Source organism: Nocardiopsis prasina DSM 43845 (genome assembly GCF_000341265.1).
Taxonomy (GTDB): Bacteria; Actinomycetota; Actinomycetes; order Streptosporangiales; family Streptosporangiaceae; genus Nocardiopsis; species Nocardiopsis prasina.
The window spans coordinates 38579-60215 of the sequence record NZ_ANAE01000193.1; the positions used below are offsets into that span (position 1 = coordinate 38579).

A 21637-nucleotide genomic window follows, 5' to 3' on the forward strand; every position below is an offset into this window, starting at 1 on the left:
CACCCAGGACCAGGCCCAGGCCATGGACAAGGCGGCGCACCTCATCGAGGCACTGCCCTGGCTCTCCCGCTTCCACGGCCGCACGGTCGTGGTCAAGTACGGCGGCAACGCCATGATCAGCGAGGAGCTGCGGGTCCGCTTCGCGGAGTCCATCGTCTTCCTCTACTACGCGGGCCTGCGCCCCGTCGTCGTCCACGGCGGCGGACCCCAGATCAGCGCCATGCTCGACCGCTCCGGTGTGGAGTCCAGCTTCACCGCCGGGCTTCGGGTGACCACCGACGAGGCCATGGACATCGTCCGCATGGTCCTCACCGGACAGGTCAACCGCGAGATCGTCGGGCTGATCAACCAGCACGGCCCGTTCGCGGTCGGTATGTCCGGCGAGGACGCCAACCTCCTCTACGCCGAGCGCAAGAGCGTGGAGGTGGACGGTGCGACCGTCGACATCGGCCGGGTCGGCGAGGTCACCGAGGTCAACCCCGGCGCCGTCTCCGCTCTCATCGCGGACGGCCGCATCCCCGTCGTCTCCAGCGTCGCCCGCGCCGACGACGGCGGCGTCTACAACGTCAACGCCGACATCGCCGCCTCCGCTCTCGCCGTCGCCCTGGGCGCGAGCAAGCTCATCATGCTCACCGACGTCGAGGGCCTGTTCGCCGACTACCCGGCCAACACCGACCTCATCCGGCGCCTCAACGTGGACGAGCTGCGCGCCATCCTGCCCTCCCTCTCCTCGGGGATGCTCCCCAAGATGGAGGCCTGCCTGAAGGCGGTCGAGGGCGGCGTGCCCCAGGCCCACATCATCGACGGCCGCGTGCCGCACTCCCTGCTCCTCGAGGTCTTCACCGACCTCGGAGTGGGCACGATGGTCGCCGACGAGGAGCTGGAGGCCGAACTCCTCTCCGGAAGCGGCCACTACCCGCGCCCCTGGCGCCCCACGTACACCACCGATCAGAACCCGGGAGCCCACAAGTGACCAGCAGCGACCTGAGGGAGCGCTTCGCCGCCTCACTCATGCCCAACTACGGCGTGCCGCCGGTGGCCCTGTCCCTCGGGCGCGGCTGCGAGGTCTACGACGCCGACGGACGCCAGTACCTCGACCTCATCGCGGGTATCGCCGTCTCCAGCCTCGGACACGGACACCCCGCCCTGGTCAAGGCGGTCGCCCACCAGGCGGCCACCCTCGCCCACACCAGCAACCTCTTCGTGCACGAGCGCGAGGTCCAACTGGCCGAGCGCCTCGTGGAGCTGGTTGGCGGCGACGCCAAGGTCTTCTTCGCCAACTCCGGCACCGAGGCCAACGAGGCCGCCCTCAAGCTGGTCAAGCGCGCCGCCGGATCGGGCCGCCACTACTTCGTGGCCGCCGCCAAGGGCTTCCACGGCCGCTCCGCCGGGGCCCTCGCCCTGACCGGCAAGGACTCCATCCGCGAGCCCTTCGGCCCCTTCGGCATGGACGTGCGCTTCGTGCCCCACGGCGACATCGACGCCCTCACCGAGGCGGTCGACGAGAACTGCGTGGCCGTGTTCGTCGAGCCCACCCAGGGGGAGGCGGGCGTGGTCCCCGCGCCCGAGGGCTACCTCGCCGGAGTCCGCGCCCTGTGCGACCGCACCGGCGCCGCCTTCGTCCTGGACGAGATCCAGAGCGGCATCGGCCGCACGGGCCAGTGGTTCGCCCACCAGGAGGAGGGTGTGCGCCCTGACGTGCTCACCCTCGCCAAGGGCCTGGGCGGCGGGCTGCCCATCGGCGCCTGCGTCGGCTTCGGCCGCTTCGCCGACGCCTTCCACAAGGGAGACCACGGCTCCACCTTCGGCGGCAACCCCGTGGCCTGCGCCGCCGCGCTCGCCGTCATCGACACCATCGAGGCCGAGGGGCTGCTCGCCCACACCAAGGTGATGGGCGACCTCCTCGCCGAGCAGATCGAGGGCGTCGACCACCCCCTGCTGGCGGGACAGCGCGGCAGCGGCCTCTGGCGCGCCCTCGTGTTCACCGGACCGCACGCCGCACACGTCCAGGAACAGGCCGCGGTCCGCGGGTTCCTGGTCAACGCGGTCGCCCCCGACGCGATCCGCCTGGCCCCGCCCCTGGTGATCACCCCCGAACAGATCGGGGTGTTCATCGAGGCCCTGCCCACCATCCTCGACGCCGCCGAGGCCGCCGCCACGAAGGAGCAGCAGTCATGACCCGGCACTTCCTGCGTGACGACGACCTCACACCCGAGGAGCAGACCCGCGTCCTCGACCTCGCCGACGAGATGAAGCGGGACCGCTTCGCGTACAGCCCCCTGGCCGGTCCCCGCACCGTCGCCCTGCTCTTCGACAAGCCCTCGACCCGGACCCGGCTGTCCTTCTCCGTGGGCGTCGCCGACCTCGGCGGCAGCCCGCTGGTCCTGGACTCCGGAAGCACCCAGATGGGGCGCGGCGAACCCCTGGAGGACACCGCGCGCGTCCTGGAACGCCAGGTCGCCGCCGTCGCCTGGCGCACCTTCGCCCAAGCCGACGTGGAGAACCTCGCCCGGCACATCGGCGTCCCGGTGATCAACGCGCTCACCGACGAGTTCCACCCCTGCCAGATCCTCGCCGACCTCCAGACGGTCCGCGAGTTCAAGGGCACGCTGGCCGGTCTCACCCTCGCCTACCTCGGCGACGGCGCCAACAACATGTCCCACTCCTACCTGCTGGGCTGCGCCACCGCCGGGATGCACGTGCGGATCGGCGCTCCCGAGGGGTTCCACCCGGACGAGGTCGTGCTCACCCGGGCCCGCGAGATCGCCGAGGGCACCGGCGGGTCAGTCACCGTCACCACCGACCCCCGCCAGGCCGCCGAGGGCGCCGACGTCGTGGCCACCGACACCTGGGTGTCCATGGGGCAGGAAAGCGAGAAGGAGGACCGCGAGGCCCCCTTCCGCCCCTACATCGTGGACGAGGACCTGGTGGCCTCCGCCCAGCCCGAGGCCATCGTCCTGCACTGCCTGCCCGCCTACCGGGGCAAGGAGATCACCGCCGGGGTCATCGACGGACCCCAGAGCGTGGTCTGGGACGAGGCCGAGAACCGGCGCCACGTCCAGAAGGCCCTGCTCGCCTACCTGCTGGAGAGCAGCGACAACCCCGAGCCCGAGACGCGATGAGCCACGACCACAGCGGACCGGTCCCGATGACCAAGGCCGCCCGGCACGCCCGCATCACGGACGTCCTCACCCGCGAGGACGTCCGCTCCCAGGGAGAACTGGCCAAACGCCTCTCCGAGGCCGGGGTGCAGGTCACCCAGGCCACGCTCTCCCGGGACCTGGACGAACTGGGCGCGGTCAAACTCCGTACCGCCGACGGTCACCTGGCCTACGTACTCCCGGGGGAGGGCGGCGAACGCCTCCAGCGCACCCGCCCCGACACCCTCAGCCTCGAACAGGTCTCCGGGGCCCGCCTCACCCGGCTGGCCGAGGACCTGCTCGTCTCGGCCGAGGCCTCCGCCAACATGGTCATCGTGCGCACCCCGCCGGGGGCCGCCCAGTACCTGGCCTCGGCCATCGACCACACGGACTTCCACACCATCCTGGGGACCATCGCCGGAGACGACACCATCCTGGTGATCTCCCGGGACCCCCAGGGCGGGGAGGACCTCGCCGCGGCGCTGCTGCGGTTGGCCGACCGCAGACCCTGACGGCCCGGGGCCGTCCACCCGGCTTCGGACGGCCCAGGCGCCGTCCCCGCACCAACCGAAACGTCACGAAGGAGACCACGATGGCCGACCAGCCCGAGGCCCTGCGCCTGTGGGGCGGCCGCTTCGAGGGGGGACCGGACCAGGCCCTGGCCCGCCTCTCTCTCAGCACCCACTTCGACTGGCGCCTCGCACGCCACGACATCGCCGGGTCGCGCGCCCACGCCCGCGCCCTGCACCGCGCCGGGCTGCTCACGGCCGACGAGCTGGACCGCATGATCGCGGGACTGGACCGGCTGGAGACCGATGTGGCCTCCGGGGACTTCACCCCCGTGCTGGAGGACGAGGACGTGCACACCGCGCTGGAGCGCGGGTTCATCGAGCGGGTCGGGCCCGAGCTCGGCGGACGGCTGCGCGCCGGGCGCTCCCGCAACGACCAGATCGCCACCCTGGTCCGCATGTACCTGCGTGAGGAGGCCCGGTCCATCGCCGACCAGCTCCTCGACCTCGTGCGCGCCCTCGCCGACCAGGCCGGGGCCCACCCGGACGCCGCCATGCCGGGCCGGACCCACCTCCAGCACGCGCAGCCCGTGCTGCTCGCCCACCAGCTGATGGCACACGCCTGGCCGCTGGTCCGCGACGTCGAACGACTCCGCGACTGGGACCGCCGCGCCGCCGTCTCCCCGTACGGCTCCGGTGCCCTGGCCGGGTCCTCCCTGGGACTGGACCCCGAGGCGGTCGCCGACGAACTCGGCTTCCCCGCCTCCTCGGAGAACTCCATCGACGGCACTGCGGCCCGCGACGTCGTCGCCGAGTTCGCCTTCGTCACCGCCATGATCGGCGTGGACCTGTCCAGGCTCTCGGAGGAGATCATCCTGTGGGCGACGAAGGAGTTCTCCTTCATCACCCTGGACGACGCCTTCTCCACCGGCTCGTCGATCATGCCGCAGAAGAAGAACCCCGACGTCGCCGAGCTCGCCCGGGGCAAGGCGGGCCGACTGGTCGGTGACCTCACCGGCCTGCTCACCACCCTCAAGGGGCTCCCGCTCGCCTACAACCGGGACCTCCAGGAGGACAAGGAGCCGGTCTTCGACGCGGTGGACAGCCTGCACCTGTTGCTGCCCGCCATGACCGGAATGGTCGCCACGCTCACCTTCCACACCGACCGGATGGCCGAGCTGGCCCCGCAGGGCTTCTCCCTGGCCACCGACATCGCCGAATGGCTGGTCCGCGAGCGCGTCCCCTTCCGTGATGCCCATGAGATCGCCGGTACCTGCGTGCGGGTCTGCGAGGAGCGCGGCATCGACCTGCCCGACCTCACCGACGCCGACTTCGCCGAGATCTCCGAGCACCTGACCCCGGGCGTGCGCGAGGTCCTGACCGTCCCGGGCTCCCTGGCCTCCCGCGCGGGCCGGGGCGGCACCGCCCCGGTTCGGGTCGCCGAACAGCTCGGCCGGCTCCGCTCCGACGTCGAAGAACACCGCAAGGCCTTCGTGGCCTAGCCCGCGACCGTCCGCCGCTGGGACCCGGATCAGTCCGAGCGGCGGGCGGCCCAGACGGAGCGGACGGTACGCACCGTCAGGTCGTCGCGGCGCGTGATCGCACCCGGGCCGTCAGTATCCAGCAGCCGGTCGAGCGCCGCGAGGTCCTCGGGGGCCAGCTTGTCGGCCACGCTCTCCCGCAGGCGCCTGAGACTGGTGAGGGCGTACTCGCCGATCACCGGGTCCCCGGAGCCCTGGACCTCCGCCGTCACGGTGCGTTCGCCCTCAATGACGAACCCGTTGGCCGTCAGCTTCCGCGTCCAGTCGGCGCCCCGGTGCGTCAGGTGTCCGGCGTGCCACCGGTCGCTCACCGCGTGCAGGGCCTCCTCCAGTCCGGGCCGCTCCTCCGGGGCGTCCTCGGGCAGGAATCGCGGGAAGCCGGACAGCTCCACCAGGGCGAGGAGCCCGTCGGGTGCGAGCAGGTCGCGGACCCGGCGCAGGGCGAGGTCGGGGTCGGCCATGTGGTGCAGGGACGCCGAGGCCCACACCAGGTCCGGCGTCCCGAGGTCGGGCCAGTCGGCCTGGTCGAGGTCGGCCAGGACGGTGCGCACGCGGTCCTCCACCCCCGCTTCCCGGGCCTTCACCCGCAGGCGGTCCAGGTGCTCGGCCGAGGAGTCGACGGCGGTCACGCGCGCCTCGGGAAAGCGGTCCAGGAGCGGGAGGGTCCCGGCCCCGGTGCCGGAGCCGAAGTCGACGATCTCGCGCGGCTCCTCCCGGACGGGCAGCCAACCGATGACGCGGTCGGTCTGCGGTGCCATGACCCGCGCGTCGAGGTCGAGGATCAGCGCCAGGGCGTGGGATCCGGGCGCGTGCCTGTGGTTCTCCTGGTGGTCGTGGTGCTGGTGCTCAGAGTGGTGACCGTGGTGTGTGTGAGAGTGCGTCATGCGCCCAGGCTAAGCACATCTTGCGCTTGTGGCAGCACTTCTTTCGCCAAAGGCAAGAATGTGCCGGCGGTGGCTGCCGGACGCGCAAGCGCCCGCCTCGGCGCTCACGCGGGGGAGCCCTCGGAGCCACCCCGTTGGTGTCCCCGGCGGGCGTCCCGGTCGAAGATGCCGAGGATCTCGCACGGACCGCCCTCGGCCCCGATCGCGTGCGGAAGCATGGTCGGGAACTCGGCCGCCTGGTTGGTCTCGATCCGCAGGCGCCGTTCTCCCAACAGCAGCACGGCGGTGCCGGACAGCACGACCAACCACTCCCGGCCGGGGTGCGCCCGCATCCGCGACGGCTGGTCCGGCGGGGGATCGGTCAGTCTCTGGCGCATGACGGTCATGCCGGGGTCCGCCCTCACCGGCCAGCGCAGCGTGCCGTGGTTGCCGTCGACCATCGGGCTGGTGACGACATCGTCAGTGGTGCTCTCCACGAGCTGGTCGAGGGTGGTGTCCAGTGCCCGGGCGAGCGTGACCAGGCTGTCGAGGGCCAGCCTGCGCTGCCCGTTCTCGATCCGGCTCAGGGTCGACTGGCTCAGCCGGGCTTGGGTGGCCAACTCCTCCAGGGACCAACCCTGCGCCACCCGCAGCGCGCGGATGCGTCCTCGTACCAGCCGGTCCAGATCACGGTCCTCTTGCGTCATGGGCAGAACCCTATGTCCCAGCGGCAACAACCGCACTGAGGTCCGGACTTCCAGCACCATCGCCTGACATGCGTGTACACACCGCGCCACGGACGCCCCGAGGGCCCGTGGTCGGAAGGGATCCAATCTCCGATTCCCCCGCGCCAGAGGGAAGAGTGCGGTAGCGTCCAGAGTCTGCGGACACCGCACGTGTTTCCATCTGCGCGTACCGTGACGACCCGTGCGGGGACCGGCACGCACCAAGCGTGGTCTCCGGTGCCCGCGTCGAGTCCGTGGGAGGAGCGCAGTGGGTCAGCCAGTGAGCACGGGTCGCGGGCCCAAGACCGGGAACGGCCCCGGGATCAGGACACAGCTCAACCGGATCGTGCTGATTCCCAGTGTCACCTTCCTCGCGCTGTTCATCCTGCTCAGCACGGCCACACTCGCCCAGGCGGTGTCGCTGCACCACTCCGTCACGGACGGTCGAGCGGGGGCCGACCTCGCCGGAGCGCTCACCGCGCTCCAGGACGAGCGCCGACTCGGCGTCGAGTTCGTGACCGACCCCGGCGGCGACAGCCGACAGGCGCTGGTCGACGCCGCTCGGACCACCGACGAGGCCCTCGCCCAGCTCCGCCAGGTGCGCGACACCCTGGAGGGCGGTCGCGGCGAACCCGAGCCACTGGCCCTGGCGTTCTTCGGTTCCCTGGAGGACGTCCAGGCGCTGCGCACCGACAACCTCGCCGACCCGGGCGCGGTGACGGACGTCCTGGACACCTACACCGGTGCGATCGAACAGGGCATCCGCCTCTACTCGGCCACCGTCCAGGGGCTGGACGACGGGCTCGTCTCCGACGCCGCCTCCGAGGCCGACAACCTGCTGTGGTCCCAGGAGAGCTTCGGCCACGTCGACGCCCTCATCACCGCGGTTCAGGCGGAGAACGACCTCACCCGCTCCCACCAGGCCGAGATCGCCTCACTCGCGGGTGACACGCGCCGCCGCCTGAGCGCGGAGGAGTCGCCCGAGGAACTTCCCGACGACCAGGGCCCCGAGGCTCCGGTGGAGGCCGGGGCGGCCCGCGGCACCCAGGAGGAGGACCAGGCCTCCCGCATCGAACGGATCACCCGCGGCGCCGCGTGGGTGGAGGCCATGGGGATCGCCGACACCCTGGTCCAACACGAGGCGCCCGTGGAGATCGACCCCCTCACCGGGGAGTTCGACCGCGACCGCACCCCGCCGCGCGGCCTCGGCGACTGGCGCGAGGCGGCCGACGAGGTCAACACCGGGCTCGCCGAGGTCACCACCGACCGGGTGGACAGCGTGGTCACCTCCACCGAGGAGGCCAGCTCGTGGATGTTCACGATGGCCCTCGGCGGCGGTATCACCTCCCTGTTCGCCGGAACGGTCGCCTACGGGGTGGCCGCCAGCTCGGCCAGCCGCCTCACCTACCGGCTGGGCCNGCCAGGCTCCGGGCGGAGACACTGGGGATCGCCCGCAGCGACCTCCCCCGCATCGTGCGCCGTCTGGAGGCGGGTGAGAGCGTGGATCTCGACACCGAGATGAAGCAGCTCGACCACGGAACCGACGAGGTCGGGCAGGTGGCCGACGCCTTCAACATCGCCCAGCGCACCGCCGTCGGCGCCGCCGTCAAGCAGTCCGACATCCGCGCGGGCGTCAGCCGGGTCTTCCTCGGCATCGCCCACCGCAACCAGTCCCTCGTGCAACGTCAGCTCCAACTCCTGGACCGCGTGGAGCGGGAGGAGGAGGACCCGGACCTGCTGGAGAGCCTCTTCCAGCTCGACCACCTCGCGACCCGGGGCCGCCGTCACGCCGAGAACCTCATCATCCTCGGCGGCGCCCAGCCCGGCCGGCGCTGGCGCCACCCCGTCCCGCTCGTGGACATCCTGCGCGGCGCCATCTCCGAGACCGACGAGTACGCCCGGGTCGAACTCACCTCCGTGCCGGACCTGTCACTGGTGGGAGCGGTCGTCGCCGACGTCATCCACCTGCTCGCGGAACTGGTCGAGAACGCCACCGCCTACTCGCCGCCGCACACCAACGTCACCATCGCCACCGACAACGTCCCCAAGGGCGTGGTGATCGAGATCGAGGACCGGGGTCTGGGCATGACGGAGGAGGTCCTGGACGAGAACAACGCCACGCTCGCCGAGGCGCCGGAGTTCGACGTCATGACCCCCGGAACGGACGGCCGCCTCGGCCTGTTCGTCGTGGCCAGGCTCGCGCTCAAGCACGAGATCGGGGTGCAGCTGCGGCACTCGCCCTACGGAGGAACCCGCGCCGTGGTGCTCGTGCCCAACGCCCTGGTGGTCTCCAGCGGCGGAGCCCCGGTGGAGCGCCCCCGGGCGGCGGTGCTTGCCCGCTCCAGCGGCGTGAACCCCGAACCCCAGGCGGGCGACGACCACGACGCCCCCGCCGACCTGCTGGCCGCGGAGTCGGGTCCCCGTCACGCCCGCCCCGTCCTGCGGTCGGTCCCCGAGCACGACGACCGGCGCCCCGGCGACGGGACGGACGACCACGCCCCCGGGGGGCCTCTGCTGCGTCAGGTGCCGGACCTGACACCCGAGCCCGATCCCACGCCGGACCCCGGGCCCGCGCCCGGACCGTCCCGGCCCAGCGTCAACGCGCCCCTGCCCCGAAGAGGAGGAGACGAGACGGGGACCGGATCCAGACCGGACCGGGCGGGGCTGCCCCGCCGCAGGCGGCAGGCCAACCTCGCACCCCAGCTCCGCGACGACCCCTCGACCGGGGCGGGCCCGCCCGGCTCCGAACCGGTGTCGCAGCGAAGCCCCGAACAGGCACGCCGCATGATGGACGCTTTCAGCGCCGGAACCCGACGCGGTCGAGCCGAGGAGATCGGCCGCGACGGACTCGGACACAGCAGTGATGACCAGGTCGGTGCAGGCGCCGACGACCACACAGGAGAGAGCGACTGAGATGGTGGGCATGAGCAAGGCCGCGGACAACCTGGACTGGCTCCTGGACGACCTGGTCGACCGCGTCGTGGGCGCCAGCCACGCGATCGTGCTGTCGGCCGACGGACTGCTGCTCGGGCGCTCCCGGGGACTGGTCTCGGACGACGCCGAGCATCTTTCCGCGGTGGCCTCCGCGTTCCAGAGCCTGGCCCGGGGCACCGGGCGCCACTTCGGCGGCGGCGACGTCCGCCAGACCGTCGTGGAGATGGAGCACTCGTACCTGTTCGTCACCGCGGCGGGCACCGGGGCCTGTCTGGCCGTCCTGGCAACGGAGGACGCCGACGTCGGACTGGTCGCCTACGAGATGAACCTCCGGGTCAAGAGGGTGGGCCAGTTCCTCACCGCGCCGCCACGGCGCCCGGGCCACCTCACGGCGATGGGAGGCGGGAGTTCGTGAACACCCCGGGCGAACAGCGCGGCGGCCCGCTGTCGAGCGTGCCGCCGATGAGAGGAGATCGGGAGGGTGCGGGCCCGGCGCGGCGCACGCACCCCACCTGGCACCGGGGCAGAGGGCACCCCACCTCCGAGGGGCCGGCGGCCGGGGCCACCGCTGGCGACGCCCCGGCCGGTCCGCTGGTCCGTCCCTACACGATGACCCGGGGCAGGACCCGGCCCGGCAGCGCCGGACGCGGGCTGGACCTGATCACGATCGTGATGGCCGCCCGCGACCTCGACGACCGCGTCCGCGACCCCGAGCTCCAGGCGATCCTGGCCCTGTGCCGCAGGCCCATCTCGGTCGCGGAGATCTCCGCGCGCCTGGACATCCCCCTGACGGTGGTCAAGGTGCTCCTCGGAGACCTGGTGGCCGAGGGCGACGTGCACACCCGGGCAGCGACGCCCGTGACCCAGCTTCCCGAGAAGAAAGTACTTCAGGCGGTACTCGATGGCATCCGCAGACTCTGAGAACCGACCGGGTACGCAGGACGCGCGTGAGGCGCCGGAGGCGATACCCCAAGCGGTCAAGATCATCATCGCCGGAGGGTTCGGCGCAGGCAAGACGACGATGGTGGCCTCCGTCAGCGAGATCACCCCGCTCAGCACCGAGGAGGTGATGACCGAGGCCAGCCAGGGGGTCGACGACCTCGGGGGAGTGGAGAACAAGACCACCACGACGGTCGCGCTGGACTTCGGCCGCATCACGATCAACGACGACATCGTGCTGTACCTGTTCGGCACACCGGGACAGGACCGTTTCTGGTTCATGTGGGACGAGCTGGTGGAGGGCGCACTGGGCGCCGTGGTGCTGGCCGACACCCGTCGGCTGGACACGTGCTTCCACGCGGTGGACTTCTTCGAACGCCGGGGCGTGCCGTTCGCGGTCGCGGTCAACCAGTTCGACGGGGCGGCCCACTACGAGCCGGAGGAGGTGCGCGAGGCGCTGGACATCCCGGCGGAGGTACCGCTGCTGATGGCGGACGCCAGGGAACGGGAGTCGTCCAAGGACGTCCTCGTCCAGCTGGTCACCCACGTTATCAACAGCCGTCGCCCGGTACTGAGCGGCTGACCGGGCGACCCCGCCAGTCCGAGCCGGGTCGGTCCGTTGTACGTTCGGGAGAAACGCCCGTGAATGTGGTGTTGAACGCTACAATGTCGCGGCAGTGACCACCCGCTTTGACAGCGCGCCCCATCCACTTCTCGTCTGAATCCTGGTATGCGAAACTCTGACCGACTTCCCCCACGCGAACTGCCCAAGCGGCGTTCCGGACGCCACCGCAACCCGCTGTCCTTCGACAACTGGTTCGGTACCCCCACACTGATCATGGCGGTCCCGGGCACGGCCGAACAGGCCAGGGACGCCGAAGGTGAGTTGATCGGTGCCCGAATGGCCGATCTCGTCCGGGCCTACCGCCCCGAGGTCACCATCAGGTTCGGGCACACCGAGGGCCACGAACTGGGTATCGAAGAGGCCCTGTCCGACCTGGAGAAGTCCGACGAACGGCCACTCGCCGGCGTCGTGGTCCCCCTGGTCACGGCGCCGCACGGGGGCACCAACGCCGCGGTGGCGGCGGCCGTGGCCTCGACCGGGGCCGACGTCCGCGTCACCGAGGGCCTGGGCCCGCACCCCATGCTGGCCGAAGTGCTGCACCTGCGTCTGGCCGAGGCCGGGTTCGTGCGCGCCGACCGCATGCGCCTGATCAGCGTGACCGCCCGCAACACCACCATGGCGGACGGCGTCGTCGTCGGTGCCGTGGGCGGAGAGGGCGCCGTGGGAGCGGCCGGCGTCACCGCCGTGCTGCTCGCGGCCCGGCTCGGGCTGACGGTGCTGCCGGCCGACCTGGAGAACGAGGCCTCGATCGAGCAGGTCGTGGCCCAGCTGCGCCAGGGCGGGTGTCAGCGCCCGGTCATCGCGCCCAGCGCCCTCGGCCCCGAGATCCCGGCCCACTACCTGGCCGACCTCGCCGAGCGCCACGGAGCCCGTCCCGGGGCTCCCCTGGGGGCGGACAGCCTCCTGGGCAAGATCGCCGCGCTGCGCTACGCCGAGGTGCTCAACTCGCTCGGTGTGGAGCAGCCGCCCACCGCCGAGGAGCTGCCCGCCCCGGTGGGTTCCCGACACCGTCCGGAGTCCTGATCCCGCGACACGCCCCGCCAGGACCCCGTCGAACAGGGCCGCCCGGACCACCGGGCGGCCCTGTCGCGTTGATCGGCGGTGACCTGCCCCTTCATCGTGGACACGAACCGTCCCCGGACGCGCCCGGCGGCCCTTCCCACAAGCTCGGATAACTAGTCGTGATTGTTTGACAACGTACGGCAATGGTTTTTCGATAGCCTCGGCAGGACCGAAAGCCGCCGAGGCACCTCCCCAGGACGCCCCGGCACCCGCACGGGCTGGAGGGGGCCATTGCGAAGAACACACGCGTCCACCCGGACGATCCGCGGGCAGCTCACCCGGATCGTGCTCATCCCGAGCCTGTGCTTCCTCGCGCTCTGGCTCATCGTGGCCACACTCGGGACCGCGCAGGCCGCCCAGCTCATGAGCGCCGTGGGCCAGGCCCGCGAGGGCACCGAGGTCCTGTCCCGGGTGGCGACGGAACTCCGGGCCGAACGCCGCCTGTCCATGGTCCACCTGGGCGTCCAGGACGGCGGAGGGGAGGCGACCCACCAGGACGACCTGGAGGAGCAGCGGGCCAGCACCGACGACGTCCTGGTGGAGGCCGTGGCCCTCGCCGAGGGACTGGAGGACGGCCGGGACATCGAGGTGAACCGCAACGCCGCGCTGGTGACCGGCGCCCCGGACCGCCTCGAGGCCCTGCGCTCCACGGTCGACGCCCGCACGGCCAACCGGGAGGAGGCCCTCAGCGGCTACAGCGACCTGCTGGGGACCCTCACTGACACCGTCATCGCGCTGTTGCACACCACCGACGGCGGGGAGAACCTCACCGACGCCGTCCTCACCAGGGAGCTCCTCTCCGCCCGCGAGGAGTACGCGACGGCCGACGCCCTGCTCGCCGGGGTCATCGCGGCGGAGCGGATGACCTACGAGGAGACGGCCCACTTCACCTTCCTCACCGCCTCCTACCGCGCCACCCTCGACACCGTCAGCCACGCCATGCACCCCAGCGTCCGCGCGGCCCACGAGGCTCTGGTCCAGGACGACGCGTGGACCAGGGCGGAGGGGTTCAGCCGCAGGGTCGTCACACGGCCCCCGGTCGCGCAGAACGACGAGGCCCTCCCTGGCCAGGAGCCCCTCACCGAGTGGAACTCCGCCATCGACATCGAGGCCAACGACTGGGACACCTCCTCCGCCGTCGCGGCCCGGTCCCTGGACGGCATCGCCCGGGCCCAGATCGAACGCACCGTGGACCTGGCCTGGAGCGCGGCCCTGCTCAGGGTCACGCTCGGAGTCGCGGCCGCCACCGTGACCCTGCTCGGCGGGGTGGTCGCCATCGCGCTCGTGGGCCGGTCCTCGCGCCGCCTCACCGAACGCCTCACCTGTCTGCGTGAACAGATCCTGGACCGCGACGCCGACCTGCCCGACATCATCGAGCGGGCCCAGCGCGGGGACAAGGTCGACGTCGTGGACGAACTCCCGGCCCTGGACGAGGAGGGAGACGACGAGATCGGCCAGGTCGCCGACGCCTTCGACAGCGCCCAGATCACCGCGGTGGAGGCCGCCGTCCGCCAGGCCGAGATCCGCAGGGGCGCCAACCGCGCCTTCCTGGGGATCGCCTTCCGCAACCAGACCCTGGTCCAGCGCCAACTGCGCCTGCTCGACGAGATCGAGTACAAGGAGCAGGACCCCGAGGCGCTGCGCCGACTCTTCCGTCTGGACCACCTGGCGACCCGCGCCCGCCGCTACGCGGACAACCTCATCATCCTGGGCGGCGGCCAGTCCGCGCGCCGTTGGCGCCAGCCCCGCCCCCTCGTGGACGTGCTGCGCGCCTCCATCGCCGAGACCGAGGACTTCGAACGCGTTCGGCTGACCTCCGCGCCCCGGGTACTCATGCACGGCCAGGTGGTGGCGGACGTGGTTCACCTCCTCGCCGAACTGGTGGAGAACGCCACCCAGTTCTCTCCTGCCGGGACCACCGTGGACATGGGTTGCGCCCCGGTCGGCGGAGGACTCGTGGTGGAGATCGAGGACCGTGGGCTGGGTATGTCCGAGCAGGGCTACGCGGCGGCCGAGCGCACGCTCACACGGCCGCCGGAGTTCGACGTCATGGCCCTTCCTGACGACCCGAGGCTGGGGCTGTTCGTCGTGGCGCGCCTGGCCGAACGGCACGGCATCCGCGTGTGGCTGCACCCCTCGCCCTACGGCGGGACCCTGGCCACGGCGCTCATCCCGGACAGCCTGCTGGAGCCCGCGGACAACCCGGTCCCGGTCACCGGGGCCCCGGCGGGGGTGCCCGCCTTCCCGGGCGCGCTGAGCCACCTGACCGGACAGGGAACCGGCCAGCAGACGGGACCCCAGGGACCGTTCGGCCAGTCCGGGCCCCAGGGGGTCCCCGACCAGCACGACCCCCGCTCCCGGACCGGCCCCCAGGCGCACACCGGCCCGCAGGCGCACACCGGTCCGCAGGCGCACACCGGCCCCCGGCCCCGGACGGGTCCCCGCCCAGCGAGCGGCGCGCACTACCGGATCGGGGCCTCGGACCCGAGAGGGCCGTACGGGTCCTCCGGAGCCCAGCAACCGCACCACCCGTCGGGTCCGCAGAACCGCGACGGCACCACGGGGCCGTCCGTCCGGTTCGACTCCGGGGAACAGGCCCCCTTCGGTCCCGCGCCCACCGACACCTCGCCCTTCCCGACACCACCAGGAGGACCCAGTGACCGCTGAGGGCCGCCGCGCCCGTCGCCTGACGGAACGCGGCCCGGCCGACCGCACCGACGGCAACGGCCGCAGACCCGCCGACGAAGGAGAGGACGTGGGGAACGAGAGGTTCCTGCGCCCCTACGCCGTCGACGTCGGAACCGCGGAACGCGCCGCGCCGCACACCACGGACTCCGCCGACCTCGACCTGCTCACCCTCGTGGTGGCCGCCCGCACCCCCGGCCGCCACGAGTGGCTGCGCCCCGAGCGGGAGGCCATCCTCAACCACGCCAGGCGCGCCCGGACGGTGGCGGAGCTCGCCGCCGAGGTCGGCCTCCCCATGGGACAGGTGCGCTCGATGGTCACCGTCATGGTCGCCGAGGGGGCGCTCCAGCGCTGCGGACCCTCACGCCCCCTGGGGCACGAGGACATCCTGCACGCCGTGCTGGTGGGACTGCGTTCACTGTGATCCGCGGACGCGTGCCCCGTGTTCCTCGTCACCCGGTGCCCGGGCGCCGGACACCGGGTTGCTAGCGTGCGCCCATGCGCAGCACCGAACACATCGGCATCATCGGAGCGGGGATCGTCGGACTGGCCCTGGCCCGCCACATCACCCTCCACCGCCCCGGCACCCGAGTCACCGTCCTGGAGAAGGAGAACCGGGTCGCCGCGCACCAGACCGGCCACAACAGCGGCGTCGTCCACGCCGGGCTCTACTACCGCCCGGGGTCACTCAAGGCCACCCTCTGCCGCAGGGGCGTCGGTCTGCTCAGGGACTACTGCGCGGAGAACGGCCTGCCCTACGAGGAGGCGGGCAAGCTCCTCGTCGCGGTGAACGCCGAGGAGGAGGCGCGCCTGGACGACATCGAGGGCAGAGCGAGGGAGAACGGCGTCCCCGGCGTCACCCGTCTGGGTCCCGACGGACTGCGCGAGTTCGAACCCCACGCGGTCGGCGTCGGGGCGCTGCACTCGCCCACCACCGCCATCACGGACTTTGTCGCGGTCGCCGAGCAGCTCGCCGACGACGTGCGCCGCTCCGGTGGCCGGGTCCTGCTCAACACCCCCGTCATCGACCTCCGCCAGGACCACGACGGCACGGAGGCCCTGACCGGGGACCCCAAGGGAGAGCGGGTCATCCACCGGTTCGACCGCATGGTCCTGTGCGGCGGACTCCAGAGCGACCATCTCGCCCGCATGGCCGGCGGCGGCGCCGACCCCAGGGTCGTCCCCTTCCGCGGCCACTACCACGAACTCGTTCCCGAGCGCCGCGACCTCGTGCGCGGCCTGCTCTACCCGGTCCCCGACCCCAGGTACCCGTTCCTGGGCGTGCACCTGACCCGTCACGTGCACGGCGAGGTCATGGCGGGGCCCAACGCCATCCTGGCCCTGGCCCGGGAGGGATACCGAGCCCGCGACCTGCGGGCCCGCGAGTTCGCGCAGACGCTCGCCTGGCCCGGCTTCTGGCGCCTGGCCCGCCGGCACTGGACCGTCGGCGCCCGGGAGACGCTGGTGTCCGCTTCCAAGGCCGTGTTCGCCGGCCAGGCCCGGCGCCTGCTCCCCGAACTCACCGCCGCCGACCTGCGTCCCGCCCCCGCCGGTGTGCGGGCCCAGGCCCTGGGCCGGGACGGCGGACTCCTGGACGACTTCCACGTGGACACGCACGGTCGGGTCGTGTGCGTGCGCAACGCGCCCTCCCCGGCGGCCACCTCGTCCCTGGCGATCGCCGAGTTCCTGTACGACCACCACGTCAACGCGGGCTGAGACGGCTGAGGCGGGGGACCAGGAAGGCCCACCCCGGGGCACGGGAACCCCCTTGGAGCGGACCCGCGGGGTGTGTCGGAGCGGAGTTATCCACAGGTTCGAGGACACTCTGGTACTGACCGCCCGCCCGGCGGAGCATGGAATCACCGGTCACCCCCGGGACGGTCCCGGGGGCGCCGGTGGAGGTGACATGCGCCTGACCAGGTGGGCCCCGGTGGCCCTCGCCACCGTGCTCGCACTCGTTCTCACGGCGGCGGTGTCCGCCGTCGGCCCCCGAGGAGGACCCTTGGACGGATTCACCATCGGCCACCTGCCCGCGCAGGTCGGGCCAGAGGCCTCTGCTTCGGACTTCACCTACGAGTGGGGAGACGTCGCCTTCACCCAACGGGCCTGGGAACAGGCCAGGGAGGGCGGCGGGTTCGAGGTGCTGCTCCAGGTCCTGGTCCTGAGGGGGGAGGAGCTCACCGACCTGGAGACGGTCCGCTCCTTCCTCACCCGCTACCACGAGCGCGATCCGGACACCTGGGCGCTGGGCGACTTCGACAACAACGGCACCGGGGGCCTGTACGGGGGGTCCGAGGCCTTCTGGACGCCCGCGCCGGGGGTGGCCGTCGAAGTCCGAGATCCCTTCGGCCTGATCGGCGAGGAGGAGATCCTGGCGACCGCCCGGGGGATGGCTCAGGAGAACCCGGCCTAGGGCGCTGGCCCGGACCGCCGGGCCAGCGCGTCACGTGGTCATCGGACCGGGGGCCGCGTCAGCAACCGGAGAGGACCTCGCGCAGCGCGGTCTCCTCTTCGGGATCGGCGGTCAGATCCCACTTGTGCTTGACCTCGATCCAGGACACGACGTAGTCGCAGTGGGAGGACTCCAGCGGCGGCAGCCAGTTCGCCGGGTCCGCGTCACCCTTGGACCGGTTGGTCGAGGCGCTCACCGCCCACAGCTGTGAGGAGTCGAGGTCGTTCGCGAACTCCTGGCGCTCCTCGGTGGACCAGGCGTGGGCTCCGGACCGCCACCCCTCCTTGAGCGCCACCATGTGGTCGATGTCGATGTCCTGCGCGTCGGTGAAGGTCTCGCCGTCGTAGGGGCTGTGCCAGGAACCGGAGACCGGCTGGCAGTTGTCGTTTGTCTGGACGTCCTCACCGTCGCGGAGCAGCACGACCTGACGGGTGGAGCAGTTGTCCTCGACCCCGGAGTCCCAGTGCGGGAACAGCGCGCGGTCGTATCCCGGCGGGTCGTTCTCCTCCTCGATCCGGATCTCCTCCAACTGCTGCCTGGCCTGGTCGACGTCGGAGGAACCCGACTCGGGGGAGCTCTGCGGCTCGGTGCCGGACTCACCGAACTCCAGGTCGATCACGCCCAGCTGTTGCAGCACGAAGGCGGCGAGCACCACGACGCCGACGACGGTACTGATGATCGCGGTCAGTCGAGAGGTGGGCTTCCCGCCCTTGGCGGGGGGTCGGGGGGAGGATTTCTGGGCCATCGGGGAACTCCAACACTGTCTTGCCTCCCGTGACGGGCGGGTCGTCCGATCCGGGTCCCTCAAGCTTGGCCCATCACCGGCCCGGACCGTAACGACGCCCGGGGTCAGATCTCCCTGGCCCCCTCGTCGCGGCCGGGCCAGTTCTCCAGGGCGCGGACGAAGCCCTCCACCATCACGGCATAGCTCTCGTCGACGTCCTCCGGCAGCCCGAAGCCCCCGTGGGTCTCCAGGTCGACGAACCCGTGCACGGCGCTGCGCAGCGCGCGGATCGTGTGCACCATCTGCCGTTCGGGGATCGCGAACCCGCGCAGCACCGCGGCGATCACCTCGACGGGTCGTGCGAAGGTCGCCCGCGCCTCGGTGTCCGTCGGGGCCGGAGCCCGCTGGATCGACACGTAGCGGCCCGGGTACTCCAGCGCGTAGCGACGGTAGGCATCGAACACCTCCCGCAGGGCCCCGGGGCCGGACCGGCCCGTCGCGGCGGACCGGAGCCGCTCGGCCAGCTCGGCCACGGCGAGCAGGGACACCTCCCGTCGCAGCCCGTCCAACCCGTCGACGTGCTTGTACAGGCTCGGAGTCGCCACACCCAACCGCTTGGCCAGCGCCGCCAGGGACAGGCTGTCGAACCCCCGTTCGTCGATGAGCGACGCCGCCTCGGCCGTGACCACCACGGGGGTCAAGCCCGCCCTAGGCAACGGCTTCCGCCTTCTCGATCAGGTCGACGAGCGCGGGGACCACGACGTCGGGGCGTTGGGACTGCGCGTAGTGCCCGCAGTCGGGGACCATGACCACCTCGCCCCGAACCACGGAGGCCACCCAGTCGGCCTCCGCGCGGGGGTCCTTCCAGTCGGGGTCCAGTTCGCCCATGATCACCACGGCCCGAGCGGACAGCCCGCTCGCGTCGTCGATCGTCTCGTTGGTGACCCCGATGGTCCGGGCCACGGCCCGACGCCGCTCGGCGGGGCGGAGCATCGCGTGGACGCGTGCCTTCTGCTCGGCGTGCCCCTCGGGAACGCGTCCTTTGTGCAGGGAGTCGTAGACCATCGTCAGTCCGCGCGCCATCCAGGGTCCGGAGACGAGGATCCTCAGCGCGGCACGCTCCAGTCGGCTCTGGACGCCGGGTCGCAGGAACGGGCCGAGCAGGGCGATACCGCTCACCAGGTCGGGACGGTCCAGCGCGGCGATGGTCGCGGCCGCGGCGCCCATGGAGTTGCCCGCGACGACCACCCTCCTGCCACCGAGTTCCTCGGCCAGGGCGACGACGTCACCGGCGGTCGCGCGGCTGTCGTAGCGGTCGAAGGTGGTGTCGCTGTCCCCGTGGCCGCGCAGGTCCATGACGGCCACGCGGTGCCCGGCCTCGGCGAGCGCGGCGGCGACGAACCGGAAGGAGGAGCGGTGGTCGAACATGCCGGGCACACAGATCACGAGCGTTCCGGTGTTCCCGGTTCCTTGGAGGTCGTAGGCGATTCGCCCGTCGGGGCGCTGGAGGTGGTGCATGACGGTGTCCTTACTCCGTGGGGCGAACCCTGTACTCGGTGGGGCGAACCCGGTGGCTCATACCCATAGCCAAAAAGCTAATGCCATTAGCCTATAGCGTCAAGGTGCGGTTCTCGGGCCGGTGCCCCGCAGGTCCGGTGGCCACGTGAACTGGGCCGACACCCGGCCGGTAGCGTGGCCGTGTGAGGGATAACCGGGTGCCCCGTGCGCACGGCCGCCCTACACTGCTAGGCAGATCGGGCCGAAGGGCCCGCCTACACAACAGAGAGCTACACAGTGATCGACATCATCGACGAACTCCAGTGGCGCGGACTGATCGCGCAGACGACCGACCTTGACGCACTCCGCAAGGCGCTGGCCGATGGTCCGATCACCCTCTATTGCGGATTCGACCCCACCGCGGGCAGCCTCCACGTCGGACACCTCACCCAGGCGCTCACCCTGGCCCGCTTCCAGCAGGCCGGACACCGGCCCATCGCCCTCGTCGGCGGTGGCACGGGCCTCATCGGCGACCCCAAGCCGAACGCCGAGCGCCAGATGAACTCGGTGGAGACGGTGCTGGACTGGGTCGGGAACCTGGCCGGGCAGCTCTCGGCCTTCCTGCGGTTCACCCCCGAGGGCGAACAGGCCGGACCGACCGACGCCATCCTCGCCAACAACGGCGACTGGCTGGGGCAGATGAACGCGATCGAGCTGCTCCGGGACGTGGGAAAGCACTTCAGCATCAACCAGATGCTGGCCCGGGAGACGGTCAGGAGCCGCCTCGACGGTGAGGGCATGAGCTACACCGAGTTCAGCTACGTCCTCCTCCAGTCCTACGACTTCGTCGAGCTCTACCGCCGCTACGGCTGCACGCTCCAGACGGGCGGCTCGGACCAGTGGGGCAACATCACCGCCGGAATGGACCTGGTCCGCCGGATCGAGGGGAACGAGCCGCACGGCCAGGCGCACGCCCTGACCACGAACCTGCTCACGAAGGCCGACGGCACCAAGTTCGGCAAGACCGAGACCGGCACGGTGTGGCTCGACCCCGAGCTGACCTCGCCGTACGCCTTCTACCAGTTCTGGTTCAACGCGGACGACCGCGACGTCATCCGCTACCTCAAGGTGTTCAGCTTCCTCTCCCGTGAGGAGATCGAGGACCTCGAGCGCCAGACTGAGGAGCGTCCGCAGGCCCGTGCGGCGCAGCGCGCGCTCGCGGAGACGCTGACGACGCTGGTCCACGGTGAGGAGGAGACTCGCAAGGTCAAGGACGCCAGCCTGGCGCTGTTCGGCCGCGCGGACCTGGCGGAGCTGGACGGCCGCACGCTGGACGCCGCCCTGGCCGAGGTGCCCAAGGCCGAGGTCGACGGCCCGGTGGGGGAGCTGCTCGTCACCGATCTGTTCGCGCTGAGCGGCCTGACGCCCAGTAAGTCGGCGGCTCGCCGCGCCATCCAGGAGGGCGGTGCCTACGTGAACAACGTGAAGGTCACCGATGTGGAGGCCACGCTGAGCGCGGACGACGTGCTCGCCGACCGCTTCGTCGTACTCCGCAAGGGCAAGCGCAACATCGGTGGCGTCGTCCTCAAGGGCTGACGCCCGGACGCACGTGCACGAGGGTCGGTTTCCCACTGGGGGAGACCGACCCTCACGCGTTCGCCGCCGTCCGGGACTTCCGTGTGCGCGTTCGGCGCAGGTTTGGCCTCGGGATGATTCGGGCACAACTGTTGTTGTCTGACTACAGCCGACGTCACCGGCGCGGGCCTGGTGTGAGGACCGCGCGCGGGGTGCCAGAGGCCCGGATCGCCGAGACGGCGCCCGTTCCGGGTCCTGAGTTGACGTCCGCACCCGACCCCTCTATAGTCGAACGAGTCGCTGCGGGGCGGCGAGCGAAACCTTCGTGGATTCGACTCGGAACCGGGCCGCGATCTCCGACATCCT

Annotated in this window: 19 protein-coding genes and 1 pseudogene; 15 read left to right on the top strand and 5 right to left on the bottom strand. The window is 71.7% G+C overall.

Annotated elements, in window-relative coordinates; translation table 11 throughout:
• The first annotated feature begins 22 nt into the window (after positions 1–22).
• The 5 genes from argB (at position 23) to argH (ending at position 5151) form a co-directional block, all read left to right on the top strand.
• On the top strand, positions 23–973 hold the full coding sequence (argB, locus tag D452_RS0123565; protein ID WP_086002875.1) for an acetylglutamate kinase: 951 nt from the start codon (positions 23–25) through the stop codon (positions 971–973).
• On the top strand, positions 970–2178 hold the full coding sequence (locus D452_RS0123570) for an acetylornithine transaminase (protein WP_017546603.1): 1209 nt from the start codon (positions 970–972) through the stop codon (positions 2176–2178). The genes argB and D452_RS0123570 overlap by 4 nt, the downstream gene beginning before the upstream one ends.
• Complete coding sequence (gene argF, locus D452_RS0123575) at positions 2175–3122, top strand: ornithine carbamoyltransferase (protein WP_017546604.1); 948 nt, start codon at positions 2175–2177, stop codon at positions 3120–3122. The genes D452_RS0123570 and argF overlap by 4 nt, the downstream gene beginning before the upstream one ends.
• On the top strand, positions 3119–3652 hold the full coding sequence (locus D452_RS0123580) for an arginine repressor (protein ID WP_017546605.1): 534 nt from the start codon (positions 3119–3121) through the stop codon (positions 3650–3652). Before argF ends, D452_RS0123580 begins: the two co-directional genes overlap by 4 nt.
• Positions 3653–3732: 80 nt before the next feature.
• Positions 3733–5151: an argininosuccinate lyase gene (gene argH / locus D452_RS0123585; RefSeq protein WP_017546606.1), complete on the top strand. Its 1419-nt coding sequence runs from the start codon at positions 3733–3735 to the stop codon at positions 5149–5151.
• Positions 5152–5180: 29 nt separating this feature from the next.
• On the opposite strand, the gene D452_RS0123590 is transcribed toward argH, so the two are convergent.
• Both D452_RS0123590 and D452_RS0123595 read right to left on the bottom strand, forming a co-directional pair.
• The gene (locus D452_RS0123590; RefSeq protein WP_017546607.1) at positions 5181–6074 is read right to left on the bottom strand and encodes a class I SAM-dependent methyltransferase; all 894 of its coding nucleotides are present in this window, start codon (positions 6072–6074) and stop codon (positions 5181–5183) included.
• 104 nt (positions 6075–6178) lie between these two features.
• Positions 6179–6760, bottom strand: a complete 582-nt coding sequence (locus D452_RS0123595; RefSeq protein WP_017546608.1) for an XRE family transcriptional regulator — start codon at positions 6758–6760, stop codon at positions 6179–6181.
• 286 nt (positions 6761–7046) lie between these two features.
• Between D452_RS0123595 and D452_RS28860 the strand changes: the two are divergent.
• From D452_RS28860 to D452_RS0123640, 9 genes and pseudogenes are all read left to right on the top strand, one after another.
• Positions 7047–9691 (top strand): annotated as a pseudogene (locus D452_RS28860) (sensor histidine kinase).
• Position 9692: 1 nt separating this feature from the next.
• A complete protein-coding gene (locus D452_RS0123605) occupies positions 9693–10127 on the top strand; it encodes a roadblock/LC7 domain-containing protein (protein ID WP_017546610.1) in 435 nt (144 codons plus the stop codon).
• Positions 10128–10174: 47 nt separating this feature from the next.
• Entirely contained in the window at positions 10175–10633 is a 459-nt protein-coding gene (locus tag D452_RS28865; protein WP_051061358.1) for a DUF742 domain-containing protein, read from the top strand.
• A complete protein-coding gene (locus D452_RS0123615) occupies positions 10614–11234 on the top strand; it encodes a GTP-binding protein (RefSeq protein WP_026129621.1) in 621 nt (206 codons plus the stop codon). The genes D452_RS28865 and D452_RS0123615 overlap by 20 nt, the downstream gene beginning before the upstream one ends.
• 147 nt (positions 11235–11381) lie before the next feature.
• Positions 11382–12299: a sirohydrochlorin chelatase gene (locus D452_RS0123620; protein ID WP_017546613.1), complete on the top strand. Its 918-nt coding sequence runs from the start codon at positions 11382–11384 to the stop codon at positions 12297–12299.
• Positions 12300–12569: 270 nt separating this feature from the next.
• Positions 12570–15005 carry a nitrate- and nitrite sensing domain-containing protein gene (locus D452_RS0123625; protein WP_026129622.1) on the top strand — a complete coding sequence of 812 codons (2436 nt, stop codon included), beginning with the start codon at positions 12570–12572 and terminating at the stop codon, positions 15003–15005.
• Entirely contained in the window at positions 14995–15447 is a 453-nt protein-coding gene (locus D452_RS0123630; protein WP_017546614.1) for a DUF742 domain-containing protein, read from the top strand. Before D452_RS0123625 ends, D452_RS0123630 begins: the two co-directional genes overlap by 11 nt.
• 74 nt (positions 15448–15521) lie before the next feature.
• Positions 15522–16739, top strand: coding sequence for an L-2-hydroxyglutarate oxidase (gene lhgO / locus D452_RS0123635; RefSeq protein ID WP_017546615.1), 1218 nt, complete (start codon positions 15522–15524; stop codon positions 16737–16739).
• Between the two features lie 190 nt (positions 16740–16929).
• On the top strand, positions 16930–17436 hold the full coding sequence (locus D452_RS0123640; protein WP_017546616.1) for a hypothetical protein: 507 nt from the start codon (positions 16930–16932) through the stop codon (positions 17434–17436).
• 58 nt (positions 17437–17494) lie between these two features.
• Here D452_RS0123640 and D452_RS0123645 read toward each other — a convergent pair whose 3' ends face one another.
• The 3 genes from D452_RS0123645 to D452_RS0123655 all read right to left on the bottom strand — a co-directional run bounded on the left by D452_RS0123645 (position 17495) and on the right by D452_RS0123655 (position 19717).
• Positions 17495–18220: an HNH endonuclease family protein gene (locus D452_RS0123645; protein ID WP_017546617.1), complete on the bottom strand. Its 726-nt coding sequence runs from the start codon at positions 18218–18220 to the stop codon at positions 17495–17497.
• Between the two features lie 104 nt (positions 18221–18324).
• Positions 18325–18915 (bottom strand): TetR/AcrR family transcriptional regulator, encoded by a 591-nt coding sequence (locus D452_RS0123650; RefSeq protein WP_040694737.1) that lies wholly within the window; start codon positions 18913–18915, stop codon positions 18325–18327.
• The gene (locus D452_RS0123655; RefSeq protein ID WP_017546619.1) at positions 18908–19717 is read right to left on the bottom strand and encodes an alpha/beta fold hydrolase; all 810 of its coding nucleotides are present in this window, start codon (positions 19715–19717) and stop codon (positions 18908–18910) included. Before D452_RS0123655 ends, D452_RS0123650 begins: the two co-directional genes overlap by 8 nt.
• Positions 19718–19993: 276 nt before the next feature.
• Here D452_RS0123655 and tyrS point away from each other — a divergent pair, with 276 nt between their 5' ends.
• Positions 19994–21292 carry a tyrosine--tRNA ligase gene (gene tyrS / locus D452_RS0123660; RefSeq protein ID WP_017546620.1) on the top strand — a complete coding sequence of 433 codons (1299 nt, stop codon included), beginning with the start codon at positions 19994–19996 and terminating at the stop codon, positions 21290–21292.
• Positions 21293–21637 lie beyond the last annotated feature (345 nt).